Source organism: Bordetella tumulicola (assembly GCF_054779135.1).
The window spans coordinates 56,264-75,673 of sequence record NZ_BAAGYU010000010.1; the positions used below are offsets into that span (position 1 = coordinate 56,264).

The 19,410-nt window shown below is 60.8% G+C and carries 18 protein-coding genes and 1 riboswitch; of the genes, 6 read left to right on the forward strand and 12 right to left on the reverse strand.

Annotated features, from left to right (window positions below):
- Positions 1-29: 29 nt before the first annotated feature.
- On the reverse strand, positions 30-554 hold the full coding sequence (nikR, locus tag ACYVDM_RS17505) for a nickel-responsive transcriptional regulator NikR (protein ID WP_415791422.1): 525 nt from the start codon (positions 552-554) through the stop codon (positions 30-32).
- Positions 555-608: 54 nt separating this feature from the next.
- On the opposite strand from nikR, the gene ACYVDM_RS17510 reads away from it, so the two are divergent.
- Entirely contained in the window at positions 609-1,655 is a 1,047-nt protein-coding gene (locus tag ACYVDM_RS17510; protein ID WP_415791424.1) for a mechanosensitive ion channel family protein, read from the forward strand.
- A gap of 100 nt (positions 1,656-1,755) precedes the next feature.
- Here ACYVDM_RS17510 and ACYVDM_RS17515 read toward each other — a convergent pair whose 3' ends face one another.
- Complete coding sequence (locus ACYVDM_RS17515) at positions 1,756-2,040, reverse strand: acylphosphatase (protein WP_415791426.1); 285 nt, start codon at positions 2,038-2,040, stop codon at positions 1,756-1,758.
- A gap of 77 nt (positions 2,041-2,117) precedes the next feature.
- Between ACYVDM_RS17515 and ACYVDM_RS17520 the strand changes: the two genes are divergently transcribed.
- Together ACYVDM_RS17520 and ACYVDM_RS17525 are read left to right on the forward strand one after the other, a co-directional pair.
- Positions 2,118-3,281 carry an alpha-hydroxy acid oxidase gene (locus ACYVDM_RS17520; RefSeq protein ID WP_460475432.1) on the forward strand — a complete coding sequence of 388 codons (1,164 nt, stop codon included), beginning with the start codon at positions 2,118-2,120 and terminating at the stop codon, positions 3,279-3,281.
- Between the two features lie 159 nt (positions 3,282-3,440).
- Positions 3,441-4,274 (forward strand): AraC family transcriptional regulator, encoded by an 834-nt coding sequence (locus tag ACYVDM_RS17525; RefSeq protein ID WP_415791430.1) that lies wholly within the window; start codon positions 3,441-3,443, stop codon positions 4,272-4,274.
- Here the strand turns inward: ACYVDM_RS17525 and ACYVDM_RS17530 are convergent.
- The gene (locus tag ACYVDM_RS17530) at positions 4,256-5,317 is read right to left on the reverse strand and encodes a BMP family protein (RefSeq protein WP_415791432.1); all 1,062 of its coding nucleotides are present in this window, start codon (positions 5,315-5,317) and stop codon (positions 4,256-4,258) included. The two genes, ACYVDM_RS17525 and ACYVDM_RS17530, sit on opposite strands and share 19 nt — an antisense overlap.
- 214 nt (positions 5,318-5,531) lie before the next feature.
- Here ACYVDM_RS17530 and panE point away from each other — a divergent pair, with 214 nt between their 5' ends.
- On the forward strand, positions 5,532-6,461 hold the full coding sequence (panE, locus tag ACYVDM_RS17535) for a 2-dehydropantoate 2-reductase (RefSeq protein WP_415791434.1): 930 nt from the start codon (positions 5,532-5,534) through the stop codon (positions 6,459-6,461).
- A gap of 44 nt (positions 6,462-6,505) precedes the next feature.
- A complete protein-coding gene (locus ACYVDM_RS17540) occupies positions 6,506-7,000 on the forward strand; it encodes a nucleoside 2-deoxyribosyltransferase (RefSeq protein WP_415791436.1) in 495 nt (164 codons plus the stop codon).
- Between the two features lie 162 nt (positions 7,001-7,162).
- On the opposite strand, the gene ribB is transcribed toward ACYVDM_RS17540, so the two are convergent.
- From ribB to ACYVDM_RS17555, 3 genes are all read right to left on the reverse strand, one after another.
- Complete coding sequence (gene ribB, locus ACYVDM_RS17545; protein WP_415791438.1) at positions 7,163-7,864, reverse strand: 3,4-dihydroxy-2-butanone-4-phosphate synthase; 702 nt, start codon at positions 7,862-7,864, stop codon at positions 7,163-7,165.
- Between the two features lie 138 nt (positions 7,865-8,002).
- Positions 8,003-8,157, reverse strand: a riboswitch (FMN riboswitch).
- Positions 8,158-8,195: 38 nt separating this feature from the next.
- Positions 8,196-8,696 (reverse strand): SET domain-containing protein, encoded by a 501-nt coding sequence (locus ACYVDM_RS17550; protein ID WP_415791440.1) that lies wholly within the window; start codon positions 8,694-8,696, stop codon positions 8,196-8,198.
- A 57-nt stretch (positions 8,697-8,753) separates the two neighbouring features.
- On the reverse strand, positions 8,754-9,227 hold the full coding sequence (locus tag ACYVDM_RS17555; RefSeq protein WP_415791442.1) for an Lrp/AsnC family transcriptional regulator: 474 nt from the start codon (positions 9,225-9,227) through the stop codon (positions 8,754-8,756).
- Positions 9,228-9,320: 93 nt separating this feature from the next.
- On the opposite strand from ACYVDM_RS17555, the gene ilvB reads away from it, so the two are divergent.
- Positions 9,321-11,135, forward strand: a complete 1,815-nt coding sequence (gene ilvB, locus ACYVDM_RS17560; protein WP_415791472.1) for a biosynthetic-type acetolactate synthase large subunit — start codon at positions 9,321-9,323, stop codon at positions 11,133-11,135.
- Between the two features lie 421 nt (positions 11,136-11,556).
- On the opposite strand, the gene ACYVDM_RS17565 is transcribed toward ilvB, so the two are convergent.
- From ACYVDM_RS17565 to ACYVDM_RS17590, 6 genes are all read right to left on the reverse strand, one after another.
- Positions 11,557-12,993, reverse strand: coding sequence for an aldehyde dehydrogenase family protein (locus tag ACYVDM_RS17565; RefSeq protein WP_415787192.1), 1,437 nt, complete (start codon positions 12,991-12,993; stop codon positions 11,557-11,559).
- A 58-nt stretch (positions 12,994-13,051) separates the two neighbouring features.
- Entirely contained in the window at positions 13,052-13,843 is a 792-nt protein-coding gene (locus tag ACYVDM_RS17570) for an SDR family oxidoreductase (protein ID WP_415787194.1), read from the reverse strand.
- 13 nt (positions 13,844-13,856) lie between these two features.
- Entirely contained in the window at positions 13,857-14,708 is an 852-nt protein-coding gene (locus ACYVDM_RS17575) for an ABC transporter permease (RefSeq protein ID WP_415787196.1), read from the reverse strand.
- Between the two features lie 16 nt (positions 14,709-14,724).
- Positions 14,725-15,495: an ABC transporter ATP-binding protein gene (locus ACYVDM_RS17580; RefSeq protein ID WP_415787198.1), complete on the reverse strand. Its 771-nt coding sequence runs from the start codon at positions 15,493-15,495 to the stop codon at positions 14,725-14,727.
- Between the two features lie 34 nt (positions 15,496-15,529).
- On the reverse strand, positions 15,530-16,597 hold the full coding sequence (locus ACYVDM_RS17585) for an ABC transporter substrate-binding protein (protein ID WP_415787200.1): 1,068 nt from the start codon (positions 16,595-16,597) through the stop codon (positions 15,530-15,532).
- A 160-nt stretch (positions 16,598-16,757) separates the two neighbouring features.
- Positions 16,758-19,370 carry a DNA topoisomerase III gene (locus ACYVDM_RS17590; RefSeq protein WP_415787202.1) on the reverse strand — a complete coding sequence of 871 codons (2,613 nt, stop codon included), beginning with the start codon at positions 19,368-19,370 and terminating at the stop codon, positions 16,758-16,760.
- Between the last annotated feature and the right edge of the window lie 40 nt (positions 19,371-19,410).

The window sequence follows — 19,410 nt, forward strand, 5'->3', positions numbered from 1 at the left end:
GGACATCAAACAGACCAGTGAGCCAGCGATCAGTGGGGGTCGTTCCTGTCAGAGGCGAGAACGTGCAGGTTTCCCATGCGAACTCCTCTTTGATTGAACTGCCCATCGGCGAACGCTCTGAGTTCTGACAAAGGACCTTTTAATACGGTGACCTCCAGACATTCTCTTTGCGAGATGTGAACGTGGAGCGTTGCCACGGATAAATCGTGTTGTTCATGCTGAGCTACCGCCAAACGTTTCGCCAGATCGCGGGTTCCGTGCTCGTACACGCAACTGAGTGTCGCGTAACATGGCATGCGCGGTGAGGTTTGCTCTCGCTCTTTGGTCTGTGCTTCGCGCAGGATATCTCTGACCGCTTCCGATCTGCTGGAATACCCATGACGCTCTACATGCTGGTCTAGACTTTTAAGCTGGTCGTCGTCGATTGTTATCGTGATTCGTTCCATCGCATGTACTCTCAAGTGGAAATATGACTCACATAAAACGGCGACCGTTCCAATGGAACAGTCACGCAGCGCGATTTGGTGCGATTGAATTGTGCCCTTTTCTTCCATAACGATACCGTACGCTTTCCGACAACGACAAAACGCCACAGGTGGAACGCACGCATGACCGAGACTCAGCTTATCAATTACAGCATCGGCGCCATCGCTATCTTTTCCTGCCTGATCGCTGCCTTTTGGCTCAAGCGCCATGAACGCCGGGTCAGCAAGCTGGGCCGCAGAGTCGCTTTGCACGCCCTGCGGGCTGCGTTGCTGTGCGCGGCCATACTGACGACGGAACAGTATCTGAAAGGCTTGATCCAGCAGTACCAACTCGGTAACACGGTACAGCAAGGCGTCGCGCTCTGCGCCCTGTTGGCGATGACGATCGTCGTCATGTGGCAATTGTTCCTGTTGATCGATATGCTGGAGAAATATCAGTTGCGGCGCAGCCAGGACCAAACCTCGGCCCGGGCCCTGGCACGCTTGCTCAAGGTCGCCTTGTGTATCGCGCTAGTGCTTCTTTTCGGTGAGCACTTCGGTATGAGCGTATCGGGACTGTTGGCGTTCGGTGGCATTGGCGGCATCGCCATCGGCATGGCAGGCAAGGATATCCTGAGCAATTTCTTCTCCGGCATCATGCTGTATTACGACCGCGAGTTCGCCATCGGCGATTGGATCAGCTCGCCGGACAGGAACATTGAGGGCACCGTCGTGGAGATTGGCTGGCGCCTCACCAAGGTCATGACTTTTGACCACCGTCCGATGTACATTCCCAACGCTCTGTTTACATCGATTACCGTGCAGAATCCCGGCCGCATGACCAACCGGCGGATCAATACGCAGATCGGCCTGCGCTATGAAGATGCGGGCCAGGTGGGTGCTATCGTCGACGCCATTCGCACCATGCTGCGCGGAAACGAAGAAATAGACCAGACTCAGACTCTACTCGTCTATTTCGACGACTTCGGTGCTTCGTCGCTGAACGTCATGGTCTACTGCTTCACTAAAACCACCAACTGGGAAGCGTGGCTGCACACACAACAAGAGGTCTACTTGAAGATCGTCGAGATTGTGCACGCGCACGGTGCGGATTTCGCTTTTTCGACGCAGACCGTCTATCTCGAATCAGAGAAACTCGCCACCGCGCCCGCCGACAAAGGCGCACCCTGAATCTACCCGATGCCGGTGTCGGACCATGTGCGGGTAAACCAGTGCGCCTGGTGTCGCAGCGGCCCGTAGGCGTTGTGGGGTCTCTTTAATGCGAGCAGGCCTACAACTGCTCGAAGCGCACGTAGCGCTTGTCGGTATCATCGCGCTGGCTGATCAGGTCGCGCACGACGGCGGCCGGCGGGCCGCGGCGCAGCCATTCGAGCATATGGTCGACCTGGTCGGGCGTGCCTTGTACCAGGGCCTGGACGGTGCCGTCTTCCATGTTCTGCACCCAGCCCGTAACGCCCAGCATATGGGCGCGCCGCACAGTGGCGTGCCGATAGCCCACGCCTTGCACCACACCCTTGATAATGACGTGCACCGTCTCGTGTTGGGGGACTTGCATGCTGCGATTCCTCTTGGTACGGAGGGCGCGCGTATACTTGCTACGCCCTTTTGGTTCTCTAGTGTCAATAGTGTCCCATGAATCCGAACCTAGCCAAGATCACCTGCATTGAAGATTTGCGCGTCCTGGCGCAGAAACGCGTGCCGCGCATGTTCTACGACTACGCCGACTCCGGTGCCTGGACTGAAGGCACTTATCGCGCGAACCAAGCCGACTTCCAGGCCATCAAGCTGCGCCAGCGGGTGGCCGTGGATATGGAGGGCCGTTCGCTGCGCACCACGATGGCCGGCACCGATGCGGTGATGCCGCTGGCCATTGCGCCCACCGGCCTGACGGGTATGCAGCATGCCGACGGCGAAATGATGGCCGCGCAGGCAGCCGCCGAATTCGGCGTGCCGTTCACCCTGTCCACCATGAGCATCTGCTCGATCGAAGACGTGGCGCGCGCCACGGGCAAGCCTTTCTGGTTCCAGCTGTATGTGATGCGCGACCGCGAGTTCGTGGCTAACCTGATCGATCGCGCCAAGGCGGCTGGCTGCTCGGCACTGGTGCTGACGCTGGACCTGCAAATACTGGGCCAGCGCCACAAAGATATTCGCAATGGGCTGTCGGCGCCGCCCAAGCCCACGCTGGCCAATCTGCTCAATCTGGTTACCAAGCCACGCTGGTGCCTGGGGATGCTGGGCACGCCGCGCCGCACGTTCGGTAACATTGTCGGCCATGCCAAGGGCGTTGGCGATTTGTCATCGCTGTCGTCCTGGACGGCCGAACAGTTCGATCCGCGCCTGAGCTGGGCCGACGTCGAATGGATCAAGCAGCGCTGGGGCGGCAAGTTGATCCTCAAGGGCATCCTGGATGTTGAGGATGCGCGCCTGGCCGCCGACAGCGGCGCCGACGCGCTGATCGTCAGCAATCACGGCGGCCGCCAGCTTGATGGCGCGATGTCGTCGATTGCCGCCTTGCCGGCCATCGCTGACGCGGTCGGTTCGCGCATCGAGGTATGGATGGATGGCGGCATTCGTTCGGGCCAAGACATATTGAAGGCCGTGGCGCTGGGCGCGCGCGGCACCATGATCGGACGCGCGTTCCTGTACGGCCTGGGGGCGTATGGCAAGGCGGGCGTCACGCGCACGCTGGAGATCCTGTACAAGGAAATGGACGTGACCATGGCCTTGTGCGGACGCAAGTCGCTGACGCCGGGTGACCGCAGCGTGCTGCTGCCCGGTACGTATCCTCACTGACCGCGCAGTTCTGGCGCCTGGCCGCGCAAGAAACCTCCCCGGGTACCTTCTCCCCACAGCGGTGCCCGACACCGCTGTGGGGAGAAGGTCTCGCTCCGTTTCGAAAAACCGCAAAATCTGCAAAGTGGTGGTCGATACAGTGGCAGCCCTGGAGAACGCATGAAATCCAAGACGCGCATCCACTATGCCAACCGGTTGGAACCGGTGCTGCAATGGCTGGCCTCGCATCCCGACGCGGCGCCAGAGTTGTATCACTTGGCCGATCTGGCATGCCTGTCGCCCTATCATTTTCACCGCGTATACCGCGCATTGATGGGAGAGACGGTGAACGCCACGATGTTGCGCCTGCGCATGCATCAGGCGTCCGTAGATCTGGCGGGTGCACGGTCCATGCAGCAGGTGGCGCAACGCGCCGGATACACATCGCAAGCCGCTTTCAACAGGGCTTTTGGTGCGGTGTTCGGTATGCCGCCGGGTCGTTATCGACATGCGCGCTCCAGGCCCTTTAATCCTCAGGAGCTTGGCATGTATCCGACAACTATCGAATCTTTTGCAGGCGCGTCGTTGGTGACGCTGGCACACAGTGGCGATTATCAGCAGATCGGCATGACTTTTGATCGCTTGTTCTTGCTGGCGTCCAGCCGAGAGCTGATCGGACCTGCGACGCGGTCGTTTGGTGTGTACTACGATGATCCCGATCAGGTCCCTGTCGACCAATTGCGCGCGCGAGCCGGTGTGACGCTACCGGATGAGAGGGACGTGGATACCGCGGTGTTTGAGCCATTTTCGTTGCCGGCTACGCCCTGCGCGGTGTTGGAATATATCGGACCGTACAGCGAGATTGAGGCGGCTTATCATTGGTTGTTTTCCGAGTGGCTGCCGGCAAGTGGTTATGAAACGCGTGATTTCCCGATGTGGGAAGAGTACGTGAATGATCCCAAGGTCACGCCCGCGGCAGAACTGAAAACGCGTATTTATTTGCCGCTGGTCTGAAGCGGGATCGCGGCAAGATTCGTCGCCGTGAGCGGCTTGTCGTTGAGTTTGATCGTGAAGCTGCCATCCAGGATGGTTCGGTGGCGGGCGTGGACGCGTGCCAGCAGTGCGCCGGGCAGTTTGCCCTCCAGAGTGCGAGAGGGTGCGAACATCGCGCCCTCGTAGCGCATTTGGGAGTATTTGCCGTAATCGTCGGCATGAAACGTACCGCGCTTGACCATCGTCAGAGCGCGCTCAATGGTGGGTGCCATGTCCCATAAGGCCGAGGCGACGACAGTGTCGGGAAACTGGCGCTGCGAGTCGATGATGTTGCCGATGACCAGCTTGCCACGTTGTTCGGCAGCCTCGGCGACGCCAACGCGCTCGGCATACAGTACGTCGGCACCTCGATCGATCATGGCGAAAGCGGTTTGCCTGGCTTTGCGCGGGTCAAATCGAGAGTTGGTGAAACTGATGAGAAATTGCGCGTCGGGATTGATCTCGTACACACCATCCATGAATGCGTGCATCAGGCGATTGACGTTGCCGGTGGGGTGGGCGCCGACCAGGCCGATGATGCCGGTCTGACTCAGCCCGCCCGCGATCATGCCCGTCAGGTAGGTGGGCTCTTCGATGTAGCTGTTAAAGACCGAAAAATTGGGATGTTGCGGACGGCCCGAGGATCCCATTAGAAATGCCGTGTCGGGATAGTCGAGAGCGATCTGACGAGTGAGAGCCTCGTCGTGAAAGGCTTCGCCGACGATGAGGTGCATGCCCTGCTCGCCATACTGGCGCAGGGCAGCCTCGTAATCGGCGAGCGAGATGTTTTCCGAATAGGTGTAGTCGATTTCGCCGCGGTCTTCCGTGGTCGCCAACGCTTTGTGTATACACGAGACCCATTGTTGTCCCACCGGGACGGGGTAGGCGGCGGCGACCCGAACGACAGAGGCGGGGGGTTGTGCCCAGAGCTTGCCTGTCGCCAGCAGCGCACCCAAGGCGGCACTCTGCTGCAACAATATACGTCGCGTTCGTCTGGCAGTCGACAGGGAAGAACGAAATGTCATGGCGGGGTTCCTGGGCCAAGCAACGCTGAAGCGCAATACCCCACAACGACGGCGTGGGCGCGTGCGATGCAACATGACGGGGCTGACGCCGCGAAATGTTAGCGGCGCGCATTGATTATAGGCACCTTGCGGCGTGTGTGAGGTTTCTGTCGGTGCATAATCTATGAATAGGTGCGCGCCCTGGCTCGGCGCGACGAACTGACCGGAGATATGAATGCGATTGCTTTTTCTTGGCGCTGGCGGGACAGGTGGCTATTTTGGTGGGCGGGCCGTGCAGGCGGGCGCCGACGTTACATTTTTGGTGCGCGAGGCGCGGGCGCAGAAATTGCGGGCGGACGGCTTGCAGATTGAAAGCCCGCTCGGCAATGCTGTCGTGCAACCTAAGTTGGTGATAGCCGACGAACTGGATGCGGCTTATGACGTAGTGGTGCTCAGTTGCAAGGCGTATGACTTGCCCAGCGCGATCGAGGCAATCCGTCCGGCAATCGGGCCCGATACCGCAATCTTGCCGATCATGAACGGCGTGCTGCAGTACGATGCACTCGATGTTGAGTTTGGTGCGTCACGGGTGCTGGGGGGCCTGTGCCAGATCAATGCGACGTTGGGCGCGCAGGGGCAGGTCAAGCATCTGGGGCAACACGCCAGCTTTGTCTTTGGCGAGCGTGCCGGCGAGCCTCGCAGCGGGCGTGGTACCGCCCTGGAGGCCGCATTGAGCGAGGCGGCGTTCACCAGCCGTCTGAGTATGGATATTCAACAGGATATCTGGGAAAAATATGTGTTCCTGACCACGCTGGCATCGGCCACGTGTTTGATGCGGGGCACGGTGGGGCAGATTGCCGCGACCGATGCCGGCGAAGATGTCTTGCGCGGCCTGCTGAGGGAGTGTCAGCAAGTGGCGGCGGCGTCGGGACACGCGGTGCGTGCAGAAGCCGACAACTTTGCGCTCAAGGTGCTCATCGATCGCGACTCGCCCATGACGGCGTCGATGTTTCGCGATCTGAGCTTGAATGGAGCCGTTGAGGCCGATCATATCGTGGGCGATATGATCCGTCGTGCGGGGGTGCTGCAGTTGGATGTGCCGTACTTGCGCGTGGCTTATACCCATTTGCAGGTCTATCAGGCGCAGCGTGCGGCAGCAGTGTAAACGGCCGTGACCGGGTTGCGGTGTTGCTGCGGATTCGAGGAATCATGAAGACACTTTATTTGGCCGGCTTTGATGTGTTTCGCGCAGATTCGCTGGCACACGGTGAGTGGTTGAAACAGCAGTGCCGCGACTACGGTTTTGAGGGGTTGTATCCCTTGGATAATGAGCCGCCGGCAGATTTATCGGGTCGCGCACTGGCCCAGTGGATTTACGAAGCCAATATCGCACTGATTCGTCAGGCCGACGCGGTGATGGCGAATCTAAACGCGTTTCGCGGCGCGGAGCCGGACTCAGGCACGGTGTTCGAGGTCGGTTACGCCGTTGCCCTGAACAAGCCGGTATGGGCGTATGTAAGCGAAGCGGATTCGTTGGTGCAACGGTTCGCGGTGACTCAGCGGGAGGACCCTCAGCGCTATGTGGATGCGGAGGGTTATACGGTCGAAGACTTCGGCTTGAATCTGAATTTGATGTTGGCTTGCAGCGTCAAAGTCGTGGTGGGCGATGCGGCGCAGTGTCTGGTGCGCATGGCTCAGGAGTAATGGGTGTCTAGTGACTACCCCGTTTGAGCGAGGGTATCGATTTCAGACCGATATCCTCAAATATCGCATCCGGCGCAATGGTGCGCTAGAACGGGAAGTGCCCGACATCAAGGATTCAATGCCCAGTCCTGTTGGACCAGGCATTGCCTGTTGATGAGTGGATTACGCGACGACGGCTTCCGCATTTTGTTCGGACGATGCCTGCGCCAACTGCTCGCGATGATCGGCCAACTCGGCGATGGTCAAGGCAACCAGGCCATGCTCGGCTGCGTAACGTGCAATGGCCGGGCCTCGTGTCATGGTGCCATCAGGATTCATGAGTTCGCACAGAACGGCGGCGGGACGAAGGCCGGCCAATATGGCCAAGTCGACTGACCCTTCGGTGTGGCCGCGTCGTGTCAATACGCCACCGGGTTGTGCGCGTAAGGGAAAGACGTGACCCGGGCTGACAATGTCGTCGGCTTGTACGCCTGCGGCGATCGCGGCGCGGATGGTCGTGACGCGATCGGCGGCAGAAACGCCCGTGGTGACACCATGACGGGCCTCGATCGACACGGTAAACGCGGTGCTGAACCGGCTTTCGTTGCGCGCCACCATCGGAGGGAGTCGCAACAAATCCAGGGTTTCATCGGTCAGGCAAAGGCAGACGATGCCACTGCAGTCCCGGATGAGTTGGGCCATGACGGGTACGGTGATTTTGTCGGCCGCGACGATCAGGTCAGCTTCGTTTTCACGATCGACGTCGTCCATCAAAATCACGGGGCGTCCCAGGCGCAGGTGATGCAGCGCACGCGTGAGCCGCGTTGGGAATGGCTGGGCAAAGAGATCGGTGGTTGAACTTGGGGTAGAGATAGCGGTGGACATTGAAACGCTCTCGCAGAAGGGTTGGCGAAAAACGTTTCAGGGCAATGGATAGCCAAGCGCACCCCGGACACATGGCCTGGCAGTACGCAACGACCGACGGCCGATGCTGACTGCCCGCGAGCGAGCGGGGATAAGCTGGCACATCTTCTTTCATCCGGACTGTGACCGTCGGCTCTGGAGTTACACCAGATCTGCTGACCCCGGCCATATGCGGCAGGCCGGGCGCTCGCGGGCTTGTCATGTAATTGTGACTTACCGCCGGTGGGGAATTACGCCCCGCCCTGAAGACGTACTGCTATGCCGCGATAGGCGGCATGAGGAGATTGTACGCTTAGTCCGCCGTGGCAGCTTTCTTCGTTTTTCGGGTCTTGATGGCCAGCATGGTGCCGCGGCAACCAGATGCGCCGCACAGGCATTGATAGGCCGCCTTGAGCTTTTTGGTGATTCGGCCGTCCAGCTCGAGGCCGTAGTCGTAGAACAGCTCTTCGCCACGCGCGATGTCGCGCGCCGCAATGATGTAGACGCGCTTGCCGCCCTTACCCTCTTGGGATTCGCAGTTGGGTTCGCAAGAGTGATTGATCCAGCGTGCGTCGTTGCCGTTGTCGCCGCCATCAATGACGCGACCCGAGCTGAGCGAAAAGAAGAACGTGTGAAACGGATCGTCGGGATTGGTGGGGTGACGGCGATCAGCCTCGTTGGCACTGATGCGCGCGCCAACGTATTCGATGATCCGGGTACCGGCGGGGATTTTGCGTGCGGCAAATACCCCGTTGCCGTGCAGCTTCGAACGGCGCACGACGTGCCAGGGCTTGGGTGATTCAGCAGTGGTCATGAAAGCAAAGCCAAGTAGCGGATTAGCGGCGATTATAGGGGGGAACTTGTGACAGGGTCAGTCCGATGTCTCGGTGGTCAGCGGCAGTTGGGTTTCCTTCAGGCGACGCAGTACAAAGCAGGACTTGCTGTGACGAATGCCGGGAATGCGGTAGAGCTGTTCGCGCAGCAGACGTTCGTAGTCGCGGGTGTCACGCACGGCGATGCGGATGTAGTAGTCGTAGTCGCCCGATACGAGAAAGGCTTCGAGGACCTCGGGGATTTGCGCCAGCGCACGACCGAACTCGTACAAGGTTTCTTCGCTGTGGCTTTCCAGCGTGATGTGCACAATGACGGTATCCATGAAGCCCAGGCTGGCGGGATCCAGATCCACGGTGTAGCCGCGGATGACGCCGGCGGTCTCCATGCGCTTGATGCGATTCCAGCAAGGGGTGGACGACAGACTTACCGCGGCGCCAATCTCATTGAGACTGGCGCGGGCATTCTGCTGAAGGACCTTCAAAATCGCCAAATCGAATTTGTCCAGTTTCATTTTCTTTATTTCCTCTAAAACTCAGATAAATTTACTGGAAAATGGCCAATTTTGTAGGAAATGAGAGAAATATTCTAGAGAGAAAGGCATAAGATACTTACCATGAATGATCGTCTCCACGCCCAGGCTCTCGCCGCTTTGAACTCCGACACCCGCCCCGCCCGTAACGGGGCGGAAATTTTGCTCGACACGCTGATTGCACACGGTGTCGATACCGTATTCGGCTACCCCGGCGGCGCCGTGCTGCCCCTTTACGACGCCTTGTACAACGAGTCGCGTTTACGTCACGTACTGGTTCGCCATGAGCAGGCGGCGGTGCATGCGGCCGAAGGCTATGCCCGTACGACTGGCCGTCCAGGGGTCGTATTTGTGACCTCGGGTCCGGGCATGGCCAACACCACATCGGGTCTGCTGGACGCGATGTGCGATTCGATCCCGGTATTGTGTATTAGCGGGCAGGTGGCGACGTCCGCCATCGGCACCGATGCTTTTCAAGAGTGCGACGCGATCGGGATCTCGCGGTCGGTGACCAAGTGGAATACACAGATCCGGGTCGTAGACGATGTGGCCGACGTGGTCAGTCGCGCCTTTGACTTGACCCGGCAGGGACGACCGGGCCCGGTGCTCGTCGACTTTCCCAAAGACGTGCAGCTTACCCCGCACCTACCCCCGGCGCAGCCCTCAGAAAGCGCGCGCGTCGCGGCGCTGCGCGCACGCCGTCAGGCTGGCAAGGCCCCGCTGAAATTGCCCCAAAGCGCCGTACGCCGTGCCGCTGCCTTGATCGCACAGGCGCGCCGTCCTGTGTTTTATGGCGGAGGCGGTCTGATCAACTCCGGCCCCGCCTCGTGCGAGGCCTTTACCGATCTCGTGCGTCAAACGGGGGCGCCCTGCACCCTGACCCTGATGGGCCTGGGCGCGTTTCCCGCTTCGGATCCGCAATACGTGGGCATGCTGGGCATGCATGGCACGCTGGAGGCCAACATGGCCATGCATGAAGCCGATCTGGTGGTGTGTATTGGCGCGCGCTTTGACGATCGTATCACCGGCAAGCTCTCCGAGTTTTGTCCGCACGCCCGCAAGATTCACATCGATATCGATCCCGCCTCGATCAACAAAGTCGTGCGCGTCGACGTCGCGCTTGTCGGCGACTGTCTACCGTTGATCGATGCCCTGCGCAATGCGCTGAAAGCCGAGCCGTTCCCGCCCGCCAAGCTAACTGACTGGTGGCGTCGTATCGACGCTTGGCGCGCTAAAGATTGCCTGGCCTTTTCACCCAGCGCGCAGGCCATCTTGCCGCAACAGCTCATGCAGCGTCTGAACGTCGCGCTGGCTGATCGCGACGCCGTCGTCTCCACCGACGTCGGCCAACACCAAATGTGGGCCGCTCAGTACCTGCGCTTTGACCAACCCAACCGCTGGCTGACCTCTGGCGGTGCTGGCACCATGGGCTACGGCCTGCCCGCCGCCATCGGCGCCCAAGTCGCCCACCCTGACAAAACCGTCGTCTGCGTGAGCGGCGACGCCTCAGTCCTGATGAATATCCAGGAGCTGTCCACCGCCACGCAACACGAGACGCCTGTCAAAGTCGTCCTGTGCAACAACGGCTACATGGGAATGGTGCGCCAATGGCAAGAACTCATCCACGGCGGCCGCTATAGCCACAGCTACAACGCCTCCCTCCCCGACTTCGTCGCCGTTGCCAAAGCCTTTGGCTGGGGGGCGGCGCGGGTCGATGACCCGGCGCAACTCGATCAAGCCCTGGCGCAGTGCCTGGCCCATCCCGGTCCGTACTTTCTGGACGTCGCCGTTGCCGCGCAAGAGAACTGCTTTCCCATGATGCCGGCAGGTCAGGGGCATCATCGGATGATGCTGGCAGAAGGGGTTTGGTACGAGGACGATACCGTTTGACGTGGCTGCGGGGGGCGTCAGCTATTGAGGCGTCCCTGCGGCGTGGCTGCGCGTGGAGCCAGCCTAATCACCTCGGCTCGGCCCAACCAGGGGCCTCGGTCCCGCTGCGCGGGACTGCCCGAGGTTCAAAAGGCTGGCTCCACGCGCAGCCACGCCACAGGGACTCACAGTAGTGGCATGCCGAAGGCAATAGGTCACGATGTTGCAATCAACAATGCAATGGCCAGTATCAGTGAGCCCTGCCTCAAAGCCCCCGTGAATTGAAGGCATTGTGAGCCGTTGCGTCGGTGTTAAAGGCACCGCCGGCGTTTTGAGCGGCGGGCAGCTCTCGCGCAGCGAGAGCCGAGGCCCCTGGTTGGGCCGAGCCGTCGCGATTACGCCGGCGGTGCCTTTAACACCGGCGCAACGGCGTCTTAAGCACTCAATCGTGCTTAATGGAGATAGTCTTCAACACGGTAAATCCGTACAACGCTTCGAAACCTTTTTCGCGCCCATGGCCGCTGGCTTTGACGCCACCGAACGGGAGTTCGATGCCGCCCCCCGCCCCGTAGTTGTTGATGAAGACTTGGCCGCTGCGAACCTTGCGGGCCAGGCGCAATTGGCGTGAGCCGTCGCGGGTCCAGATGCTGGCGGCGAGCCCGTATTCTGTGGCGTTGGCGATGCGGATGGCGTCGGCTTCGTCATCGAAAGGGATGGCGGCCAATACCGGGCCGAAGACTTCTTCTTGGGCGATGCGATGGTCGATCGGTACGTTGTGCAGCAGCGTGGGGGCCTGGTAATAGCCTTCGGCTGGGGCGCCGTCTGCGATTTTTCCTTGGGCTGCCATGGTAATGCCGTCTTGTGCAGCGGCTTGCAGGAAGCCCTGGACGCGTTCTTGCTGTGTTTTGCGGATGAGCGGGCCGCAGTCCAGGTCCATGGTGGCGGGTCCTGCGCGCAGAGCCGAGAACGCTTGCGAGAGGCGATCCATGACGCGATCGTAGGCGCTGCGTTCGATCAGCAGGCGGCTGCCGGCAGAGCAGGTTTGGCCGGCGTTCTGGACGATTGCATTGACGGCGACGGGAATCAACGCGTCGAGGTCGGCGTCGCCGAACACAATTTGAGGCGACTTGCCGCCCAGTTCTAGCGTGACGGGTATGTGACGCTCCGCGGCGGTCTGGGTGACGAGTACGCCGATGCGGGGCGAGCCGGTGAACGAGATGTGGTCGATGCCGGGATGGCGCGTCAAGGCATCACCGGCTTCGTGGCCGTAGCCCGTGATGATGTTGATGGCGCCCGGGGGAAAGCCGACGTCTGCCGCCAGCTCGGCGACGCGCAGCAATGACAGGCAGGCGTCTTCGGCGGGTTTGACGACGCACGCGTTACCGGCTGCCAAGGCGCCGCCCACACTGCGGCCAAAAATCTGCAAGGGGTAGTTCCAGGGGACCACATGACCCGTCACGCCGTGCGGCTCGCGCAAGGTCAGTACGGTATAGCCATTTTGGTAGGGTAGGGTTTCGCCGTGCAGTTTGTCCGCGGCGCCACCGTAGTATTCGAAATAGCGCGCAATGGCGGTGACGTCGGCACAAGCCTGCTTGGTGGGCTTGCCGCAATCGCGCGATTCGATGCCGGTCAGCTCGTCGATGTGATCCAGGATTTTCAGCGACAGTTTCAACATCAGTCGACCGCGTTCGGCTGCCGTGAGTTTGCCCCAGGCGCCTTCGTCGTAGGCGCGGCGTGCGGCCTGCACGGCCAGGTCGATGTCGGCGGCGTTGCCGCGCGGGATGCTGTCGTATTCTTGACCCGTCGATGGATCGATGACGGGGATGGCTTCACCCGAGTTGCCAGGTACGGAGCGGTTGTCAATGAAATGCTGCTTCATGCCAATGAGCCTCTAGTATGTCGTTGCAGAAATGCCGGGGTATGCGGGTACCGGGCAGTTAAAACAAAATGGATAGTCCTCCATCGACGGCGAGTACTTGACCATTGATGTAGGAGGCTGCGGGGGACGCCAGAAAGACGGCGGCGCCGGCGATTTCTTCAGGTTGGCCCCAGCGTCCCATGGGATTGCGTGAGGCTAGTTTTTCGTAAACAGCCGGGTCGGTGACCATGGCCGCGTTGGTTTCGGTGGCGAAGGTTCCGGGGGCGATGGCGTTGCTGGTGATGCCCAGGGGGCCCAGTTCGGCGGCCAGGGCGCGCATCATTCCCGTCAGTCCCTGTTTAGCGGCCGGATAGACGGCGTCGCCCGAGCGCGCGAGCTCGCCGGCGATGGAGGTGATGGTGATGAGACGCCCGGAACCCTGGCGCACCATGCGTTCCGAGGCGTACTTGGACAGCAACATGCTGGCGATGAGATCGGTGTCGATCAGCGCACGGATTTCTGCGGCGGTGATGGCCTGCAGCGTCTTGCGGTTACGGGCGCCGACGTTATTGACCAGGATGTCCAGGCGACCGTGTTCGCGGTCAATGTGATCGAAGGCGCGTGCCATCGCGTTGTCATCAGCGACATCGAAGGCCAGGGCGGATGCGGCCAGGCCCTGTGCGCGCAGGGCCTGTGCAGCAGTTTCGGTGGCCTCGGCGTTGCGGCCATTGATGAGAACGTGGGCGCCGCAGCCAGCCATGGCGCGTGCCATGCAGAGACCCAGGCCGCGGGCGGATCCCGTGATCAGGGCAACCTGGCCGGCCAGGGAGAAATGTTGCAGGTAAGCTTGAGAGGCAACAGGGGTGTTCATGGTCGAGAGTGAATCAGTCGCGGAATTCGGGCGCCCAGTGCAATAGTTTGCGCTCAATCCAGGTGACCGCATAGACCAGCACGATGCCGACGATGGAAAGCAGCGTCACGGCAGCGAACATGTCGGTGGCGTTCAGCGTCGCCAGTGCTGTCACCATGAGGTAGCCCATGCCGGTTGTGGATCCGACGAACTCGGCCAGCACAACACCAATGAGTGCGAAGCTAATGGCGTTGGGCAGGGCCGCAAAGGTCCATGCCGCGGCGGTGGGGACGCGGACACGCCAGAGAATCTGACGGGGCGAGCCCCCCAGTGTTCGGCAGAAATCGACGAGTTCCCGTTCTACGCTGCGCCCCCCTTTATAGGTGTTGAAGAACACCAGGAAGAACACAACGAACCAGGACGTCACTACTTTGGAGGCGAGTCCCAGTCCGAAGAACATCGTGATCAGGGGGACAAAGGCGATACGTGGCATGGAGTTGAATGCCACGATAAAGGGATTGAACACATCGGCGAGCATGCGGCTACGACTGAGCACCATCCCGACGATAAAGCCGCTGCCCACGCCAACTACCAGGCCGACGAGTGTGGCACGCAGGGTCAGCCACAGGTGCGGCCAGACGGAGCGGGGGCCGGGTTGCAGCCATTCCCACAGACGCACAGCGATCCGGGAGGGTTGGCTGATGAAGAACGGATCAAAGATGGTGTTCTGCGTGAACCACGGGATGCGGGTCAGAGTTTCCCAGCCGCCGATGATGATGGCCAGGATCAGCAACTGCCACGCGGTGATGCGTAGCCGGCGTTGTATCAGGGCGCGGCGGTCTTGAAGTAATTGGTCCTGCAGATTGGGTACGGCGGAGACGTTCATGGGATGTGGAGTCGGGTCAGGCGGCGGCGCGGAACTGCTCGCCCAGTACGCTCCATAGGCTTTGTACGTGGGAAACAAACTGCGGCGTTTCGCGCAGCATGAACACATCGCGCGGATGGGGGATGTTGATACGCTCGTCCAGCAAGACATGGCTGGGTGGCCCAGACAGCACGATGACGCGATCCGACAGGGTGATGGCCTCGTCGAGATCGTGGGTGACCATGACGATGGTCTGTCCGAGTTTGCGCCATATCTCGATGAGCTCGCGGTGCAGATGCGTTTTGGTGTGCGTGTCCAGCGCGCCGAAGGGTTCGTCCAGCAGCAGGATGCGGGGCTCGACGGCCAGGCTCATGAGCAGCGCGACGCGACGGCGCATGCCACCGGACAGTTGGTGCGGATACGCGTTGGCGAAGGCGCTCAAGTGGCCGAGCTCAAGCAGATCGGCGACGCGACGCTCGATCTGCGCGGCCGCCACACCCTGGAATTTCAGGCCGAGCGCGACGTTCTTGCGCACGCTGAACCAGGGGAGCAGCGTGTCTTTTTGAAAAATGTAGCCGAGCGCCGGCGGCACTTGGCCGTTGACCGTTGTCCCCGCCACCCGGATGGTGCCAGTCGTGGCCGGCAGGAAACCGGCCATCATGTTCAGCAAGGTGCTTTTGCCGCAACCCGACGGTCCGACGATGGAGACGAATTCGCCCTCGGCGATGGAGAGCGATACATTGCCGACGGCGTGCACGGTGCCGCCGCGCGCCTGGTAGGCTTTGCCCACCCCTTCCAGTTCAATCATGCGAGGACTCCGTACGACACGCCACGATTGCTCATCATGCCTTGCGGGCCTGTTTGACGAACGACATGTCGACGCAGGTGGCGTAGGGCACTTTCTTCATTTCTTCGTTGGAGAATTGGCGTCCGTCGCCCATGATGCCGGCCATGCGGTTGTAGGCGTCTTCGGTGATGATGTTGTCTTTCAGGAAGACGGTTTCCTTGTAGATGCCGAGTGTTTTTTCAACGGCCGGACGGGGAAAGGCGCTGAGGTAGTCGTCGTAGATCGCGTCGGTGATGGCCTGGGCGCTGTTGGCGCTGATGAAATCTTGCGCCTTGACCATGGCGGTCACGAATGCCTGCACGACTTCGGGTCGCTTCTGGATGGTGTCTTGCAGCGTCAGCGCGGCAATGCCAGGGACATCGCCCCCCATGAAGCTGCTCCATGAGGCCTCGGTGGTGGCATCGAAAATCGGCACACCCCAGCCTTCGGCCTGAGCCTGCTCCATCATGGACATGGTAGCCATGCTGGCGGACACCGAACCGGTTTTCAGCGCACCCAGCATGGTGGCCAAATCGCCGAGCGGGCGGACGTCGACTTTGTCGGCGATGCCGGCCTGTTGCATGAGGTAGACGGCCATGAGCCATGTGCTGGATTGCGGTTGCGTGGCGCCCACACGTTTGCCCGCCAGGTCTTTCAGTGTCTTGATTTTGCCGCTGTCGAAGTCTTCGCGACGCACGATGACGTTGGCATAGGTGAGTTTGCGATCAAAGCCAAAGATCAGGGTGGCCGGCTTGCCGGCCAACGTCAGGGCGGGCGCGGCGGTGGCCGCGGTGGCGCCGAACAGGATCTGCCCAGCGGCCAGCATCTGCATGGTGCGCGGGCCACTTTGGGAGTTCAGATATTCGACTTCCAGGCCGCCTTCGCCGAAGTAGCCTTTCTTGAACGCGACGTAGGCGGCGGAGAAAAAGGGGTCGATGCTGCCCAGGCCGAATGCCGCCTTGCCCAGCGATGTCTGGGCAAACGCGGACCGAGCGCCGAGCAGGCTGGCGCCCGCGAGCGCGGCGGTCGAGGCAAGGAAATGGCGGCGAGTGGTGTTGCCCGCACGTACTGAAGATCGCTGCATAGTTGTCGTCTCGGAATGTTGTTGTGTCGTGACTGTTTGGGAATAACGATACCGCAAATGGCCAAAGACCGTGGCGAGCCACGGTCTTTGGGTCACGGTGAACAGGTTATCCCTCATCGGGCTGCCGGTTTACCGTGGGGACGGCCATGCGTGTCGTGCGTCAGCTGGCCGTTTTGGTTGCCGCCTTTTTTGCAGCCGCCTTCTTTACCGCCGTTTTCTTTGCGGCGGCCTTTTTGGGCGCCGCTTTTTTAACTGCCTTTTTCGTGGCGGTTTTGGTTGCTGTTTTGCTGGCGGTTTTGGACGGTGCGCGGCCAGGTTTGGCTGCGCGGGGTTCGAACTCGAAGCCGGTTTTGCCGTCAGGCTGGCGTACCAGGAAAGCCTTGAACTTGCGGTTCGTGCGGCTGGAGACAAAGCCGTCGAGCAAGTCGGTGCGGCCATCGGTCAGCAGCTTTTGCATTTGATCCCGTGAGATCTCTTGCTGCAGAATGATCTTGCCGGAGCGGAAGTCGCACGTCTTGTCGGGCCCGACGGATTTTTCGCAGACGTAGCTCAGGCCATGTTCGAATACGCGTGATTGGCACTTGGGGCAGTTGCCGACGGGCGTATGGCCCGAGAAGTCGACGGCCTCGGTGTCGTCGTCGTCTTTTTGACCAAAGTCGAACTCCAGCTTGTCCTCGTCGTTGATGCGCAGAATGGCGGCAAACGGCCGGCCCATTTTGCTGATGAAACCTTGCAACGGGCCGATTTCGCGCTTGGCAAGCAGCTCTTCGACCTCGGGTAGTTCAAACGTGCGGCCGCCGGGATGTTTGCCGATCGAGAATTCACACTGGGTGCAAGCGTAGCGACGGTAGTTTTCTTTGACTACGCTGCCGCATTTGGGGCATGGGGTGGTCAAGGTGGCGTAATCACCCGGCACGGTGTCGCGTTCGTATTCTTTGGCGCGTTTGACGATGACTTGGGTCATCTGCGCGATTTCGCGCATGAAGGCTTCGCGGCCTAGGCCGCCCTGCTCGATTTGCTTGAGCTTGTGTTCCCATTCGCCGGTGAGTTCGGGCGAGGTGAGTTCGGTGACGTCCAGCCCGGAGAGCAGGGTCATCAACTGGCGGGCCTTGGCGGTGGGTACCAGATCGCGACCGTCGCGGCGCAGATAGCTTTCACCGAGCAGGCCTTCGATGATGCCTGCCCGGGTGGCCGGCGTACCCAGGCCGCGCTCGGACATCGCCTCGCGCAGCTCTTCGTCGTCGACCAATTTGCCTGCACCTTCCATGGCGGACAGCAAGGTGCCTTCGTTGAAGCGGGCCGGGGGCTTGGTCGACAGACCGAGGGCATCGACGTCTTCGGTACGCACGGTTTCGTTATCGGCGACGGGCACCAGATTAGCGTCTTCGCCCTGGGCTTCCTTGCCGTAGACCGCCAGCCAACCGGGCGATACCAAGACTTTGCCTTCCGTTTTGAAACGATGGCCCTGGACTTCGGTCAGGCGGGTTGTGACGCGGTATTCAGCGGCCGGGAAAAACACGGCCAGGAAACGCTTGAGCACCAGGTCGTACAGCTTGCCTTCGGCTTCGCTGAGATCGTGCGGGATCTGCAGCGTGGGGATGATGGCGAAGTGATCCGATACCTTTTTGTTGTCGAAAATCCGGCGATTGGGCTTGACCCAGCTTTGGGCCACCACGGTCTCGGCATGGCGAGACAGTTGACCCACGGCATTGGAGCCACCCTTGGCCAGCGCCTGAATGGTTTCGCGTACCGTGCTGAGATAGTCTTCGGGCAAGTAGCGCGAGTCGGTACGCGGGTAGGTCAGGGCTTTGTGGCGTTCGTACAACGTTTGAGCCAGGGCCAGCGTCGTCTTGGCCGAGAAACCGAAGCGGCCGTTGGCCTCGCGCTGCAACGAGGTCAGGTCGTAGAGGGCCGGCGACATCTGGGTCGAGGGCTTGGATTCCTCGGTGACGATGCCGGATTGGTTACGGCAGGCCGCGACCACGCTTTGCGCCGCGGCTTGTGACCAGAGTCGCGATTCGCGTTTTTCAGGGTCGCGTTCGTCTCGCTTGAAGTCGGGGTCGATCCAGCGGCCCTGGTACAGACCGGCGGCGGCGACGAATGTGGCGTGGACTTCCCAGTAGTCGCGCGGCACAAAACGGCGGATACGCTCTTCGCGTTCGGCCACGATGGCGAGCGTGGGGGTCTGGACACGACCCACGGGGGTCTTGAAGAAACCGCCGTCTTTGCTGTTGAAGGCGGTCATGGCACGGGTGCCATTGATGCCCACCAGCCAGTCGGCTTCGGCGCGTGAGCGCGCGGCGGCCTCCAGTGGCTTGAGCTGGGCGTCGTCGCGCAGATTGGAGAAGGCCTCGCGAATGGCCGCCTGGGTCATGGATTGCAGCCACAGTCGCTGGATGGGCTTTTTGACCCCCGCGTACTGGATGATGTAGCGGAAGATCAGTTCGCCTTCCCGTCCCGCGTCACAGGCATTGATGAGGGCATCCACGTCCTTGCGCTTGGCCAGCTTGACCAGCAGCTTGAGGCGTTCGGCTGATCTCTTGTCGGCGGGGCCGAGTTCGAATTCAGGCGGAATGACGGGTAGGTGCGTGAAGCTCCACTTACCCTTGACGGGATCATTGGGGGCGACTAGACCTAGCAAATGCCCGATGCTGGACGCCAGCACGTAACGTTCGCTTTCAAAATAGTCGCCCTCTCGCGCAAAGCCTCCGAGGGCGCGTGAAATATCAAGGGCCACCGAGGGCTTCTCGGCAATAATCAGCGTTTTGCTCATGGTTATCCATTGGCGGTAGACCCGCCGGTGTAGCGCGGAT

What these genes read in the sequence shown, in the direction of transcription:
- nikR (WP_415791422.1), bottom strand. Translation starts at nt 554, where the DNA reads ATGGAAGAAAAGGGCACAATTCAATCGCACCAAATCGCGCTGCGTGAC.
- ACYVDM_RS17510 (WP_415791424.1), top strand. Translation starts at nt 609, where the DNA reads ATGACCGAGACTCAGCTTATCAATTACAGCATCGGCGCCATCGCTATC.
- ACYVDM_RS17515 (WP_415791426.1), bottom strand. Translation starts at nt 2,040, where the DNA reads ATGCAAGTCCCCCAACACGAGACGGTGCACGTCATTATCAAGGGTGTG.
- ACYVDM_RS17520 (WP_460475432.1), top strand. Translation starts at nt 2,118, where the DNA reads ATGAATCCGAACCTAGCCAAGATCACCTGCATTGAAGATTTGCGCGTC.
- ACYVDM_RS17525 (WP_415791430.1), top strand. Translation starts at nt 3,441, where the DNA reads ATGAAATCCAAGACGCGCATCCACTATGCCAACCGGTTGGAACCGGTG.
- ACYVDM_RS17530 (WP_415791432.1), bottom strand. Translation starts at nt 5,317, where the DNA reads ATGACATTTCGTTCTTCCCTGTCGACTGCCAGACGAACGCGACGTATA.
- panE (WP_415791434.1), top strand. Translation starts at nt 5,532, where the DNA reads ATGCGATTGCTTTTTCTTGGCGCTGGCGGGACAGGTGGCTATTTTGGT.
- ACYVDM_RS17540 (WP_415791436.1), top strand. Translation starts at nt 6,506, where the DNA reads ATGAAGACACTTTATTTGGCCGGCTTTGATGTGTTTCGCGCAGATTCG.
- ribB (WP_415791438.1), bottom strand. Translation starts at nt 7,864, where the DNA reads ATGTCCACCGCTATCTCTACCCCAAGTTCAACCACCGATCTCTTTGCC.
- ACYVDM_RS17550 (WP_415791440.1), bottom strand. Translation starts at nt 8,696, where the DNA reads ATGACCACTGCTGAATCACCCAAGCCCTGGCACGTCGTGCGCCGTTCG.
- ACYVDM_RS17555 (WP_415791442.1), bottom strand. Translation starts at nt 9,227, where the DNA reads ATGAAACTGGACAAATTCGATTTGGCGATTTTGAAGGTCCTTCAGCAG.
- ACYVDM_RS17565 (WP_415787192.1), bottom strand. Translation starts at nt 12,993, where the DNA reads ATGAAGCAGCATTTCATTGACAACCGCTCCGTACCTGGCAACTCGGGT.
- ACYVDM_RS17570 (WP_415787194.1), bottom strand. Translation starts at nt 13,843, where the DNA reads ATGAACACCCCTGTTGCCTCTCAAGCTTACCTGCAACATTTCTCCCTG.
- ACYVDM_RS17575 (WP_415787196.1), bottom strand. Translation starts at nt 14,708, where the DNA reads ATGAACGTCTCCGCCGTACCCAATCTGCAGGACCAATTACTTCAAGAC.
- ACYVDM_RS17580 (WP_415787198.1), bottom strand. Translation starts at nt 15,495, where the DNA reads ATGATTGAACTGGAAGGGGTGGGCAAAGCCTACCAGGCGCGCGGCGGC.
- ACYVDM_RS17585 (WP_415787200.1), bottom strand. Translation starts at nt 16,597, where the DNA reads ATGCAGCGATCTTCAGTACGTGCGGGCAACACCACTCGCCGCCATTTC.
- ACYVDM_RS17590 (WP_415787202.1), bottom strand. Translation starts at nt 19,370, where the DNA reads ATGAGCAAAACGCTGATTATTGCCGAGAAGCCCTCGGTGGCCCTTGAT.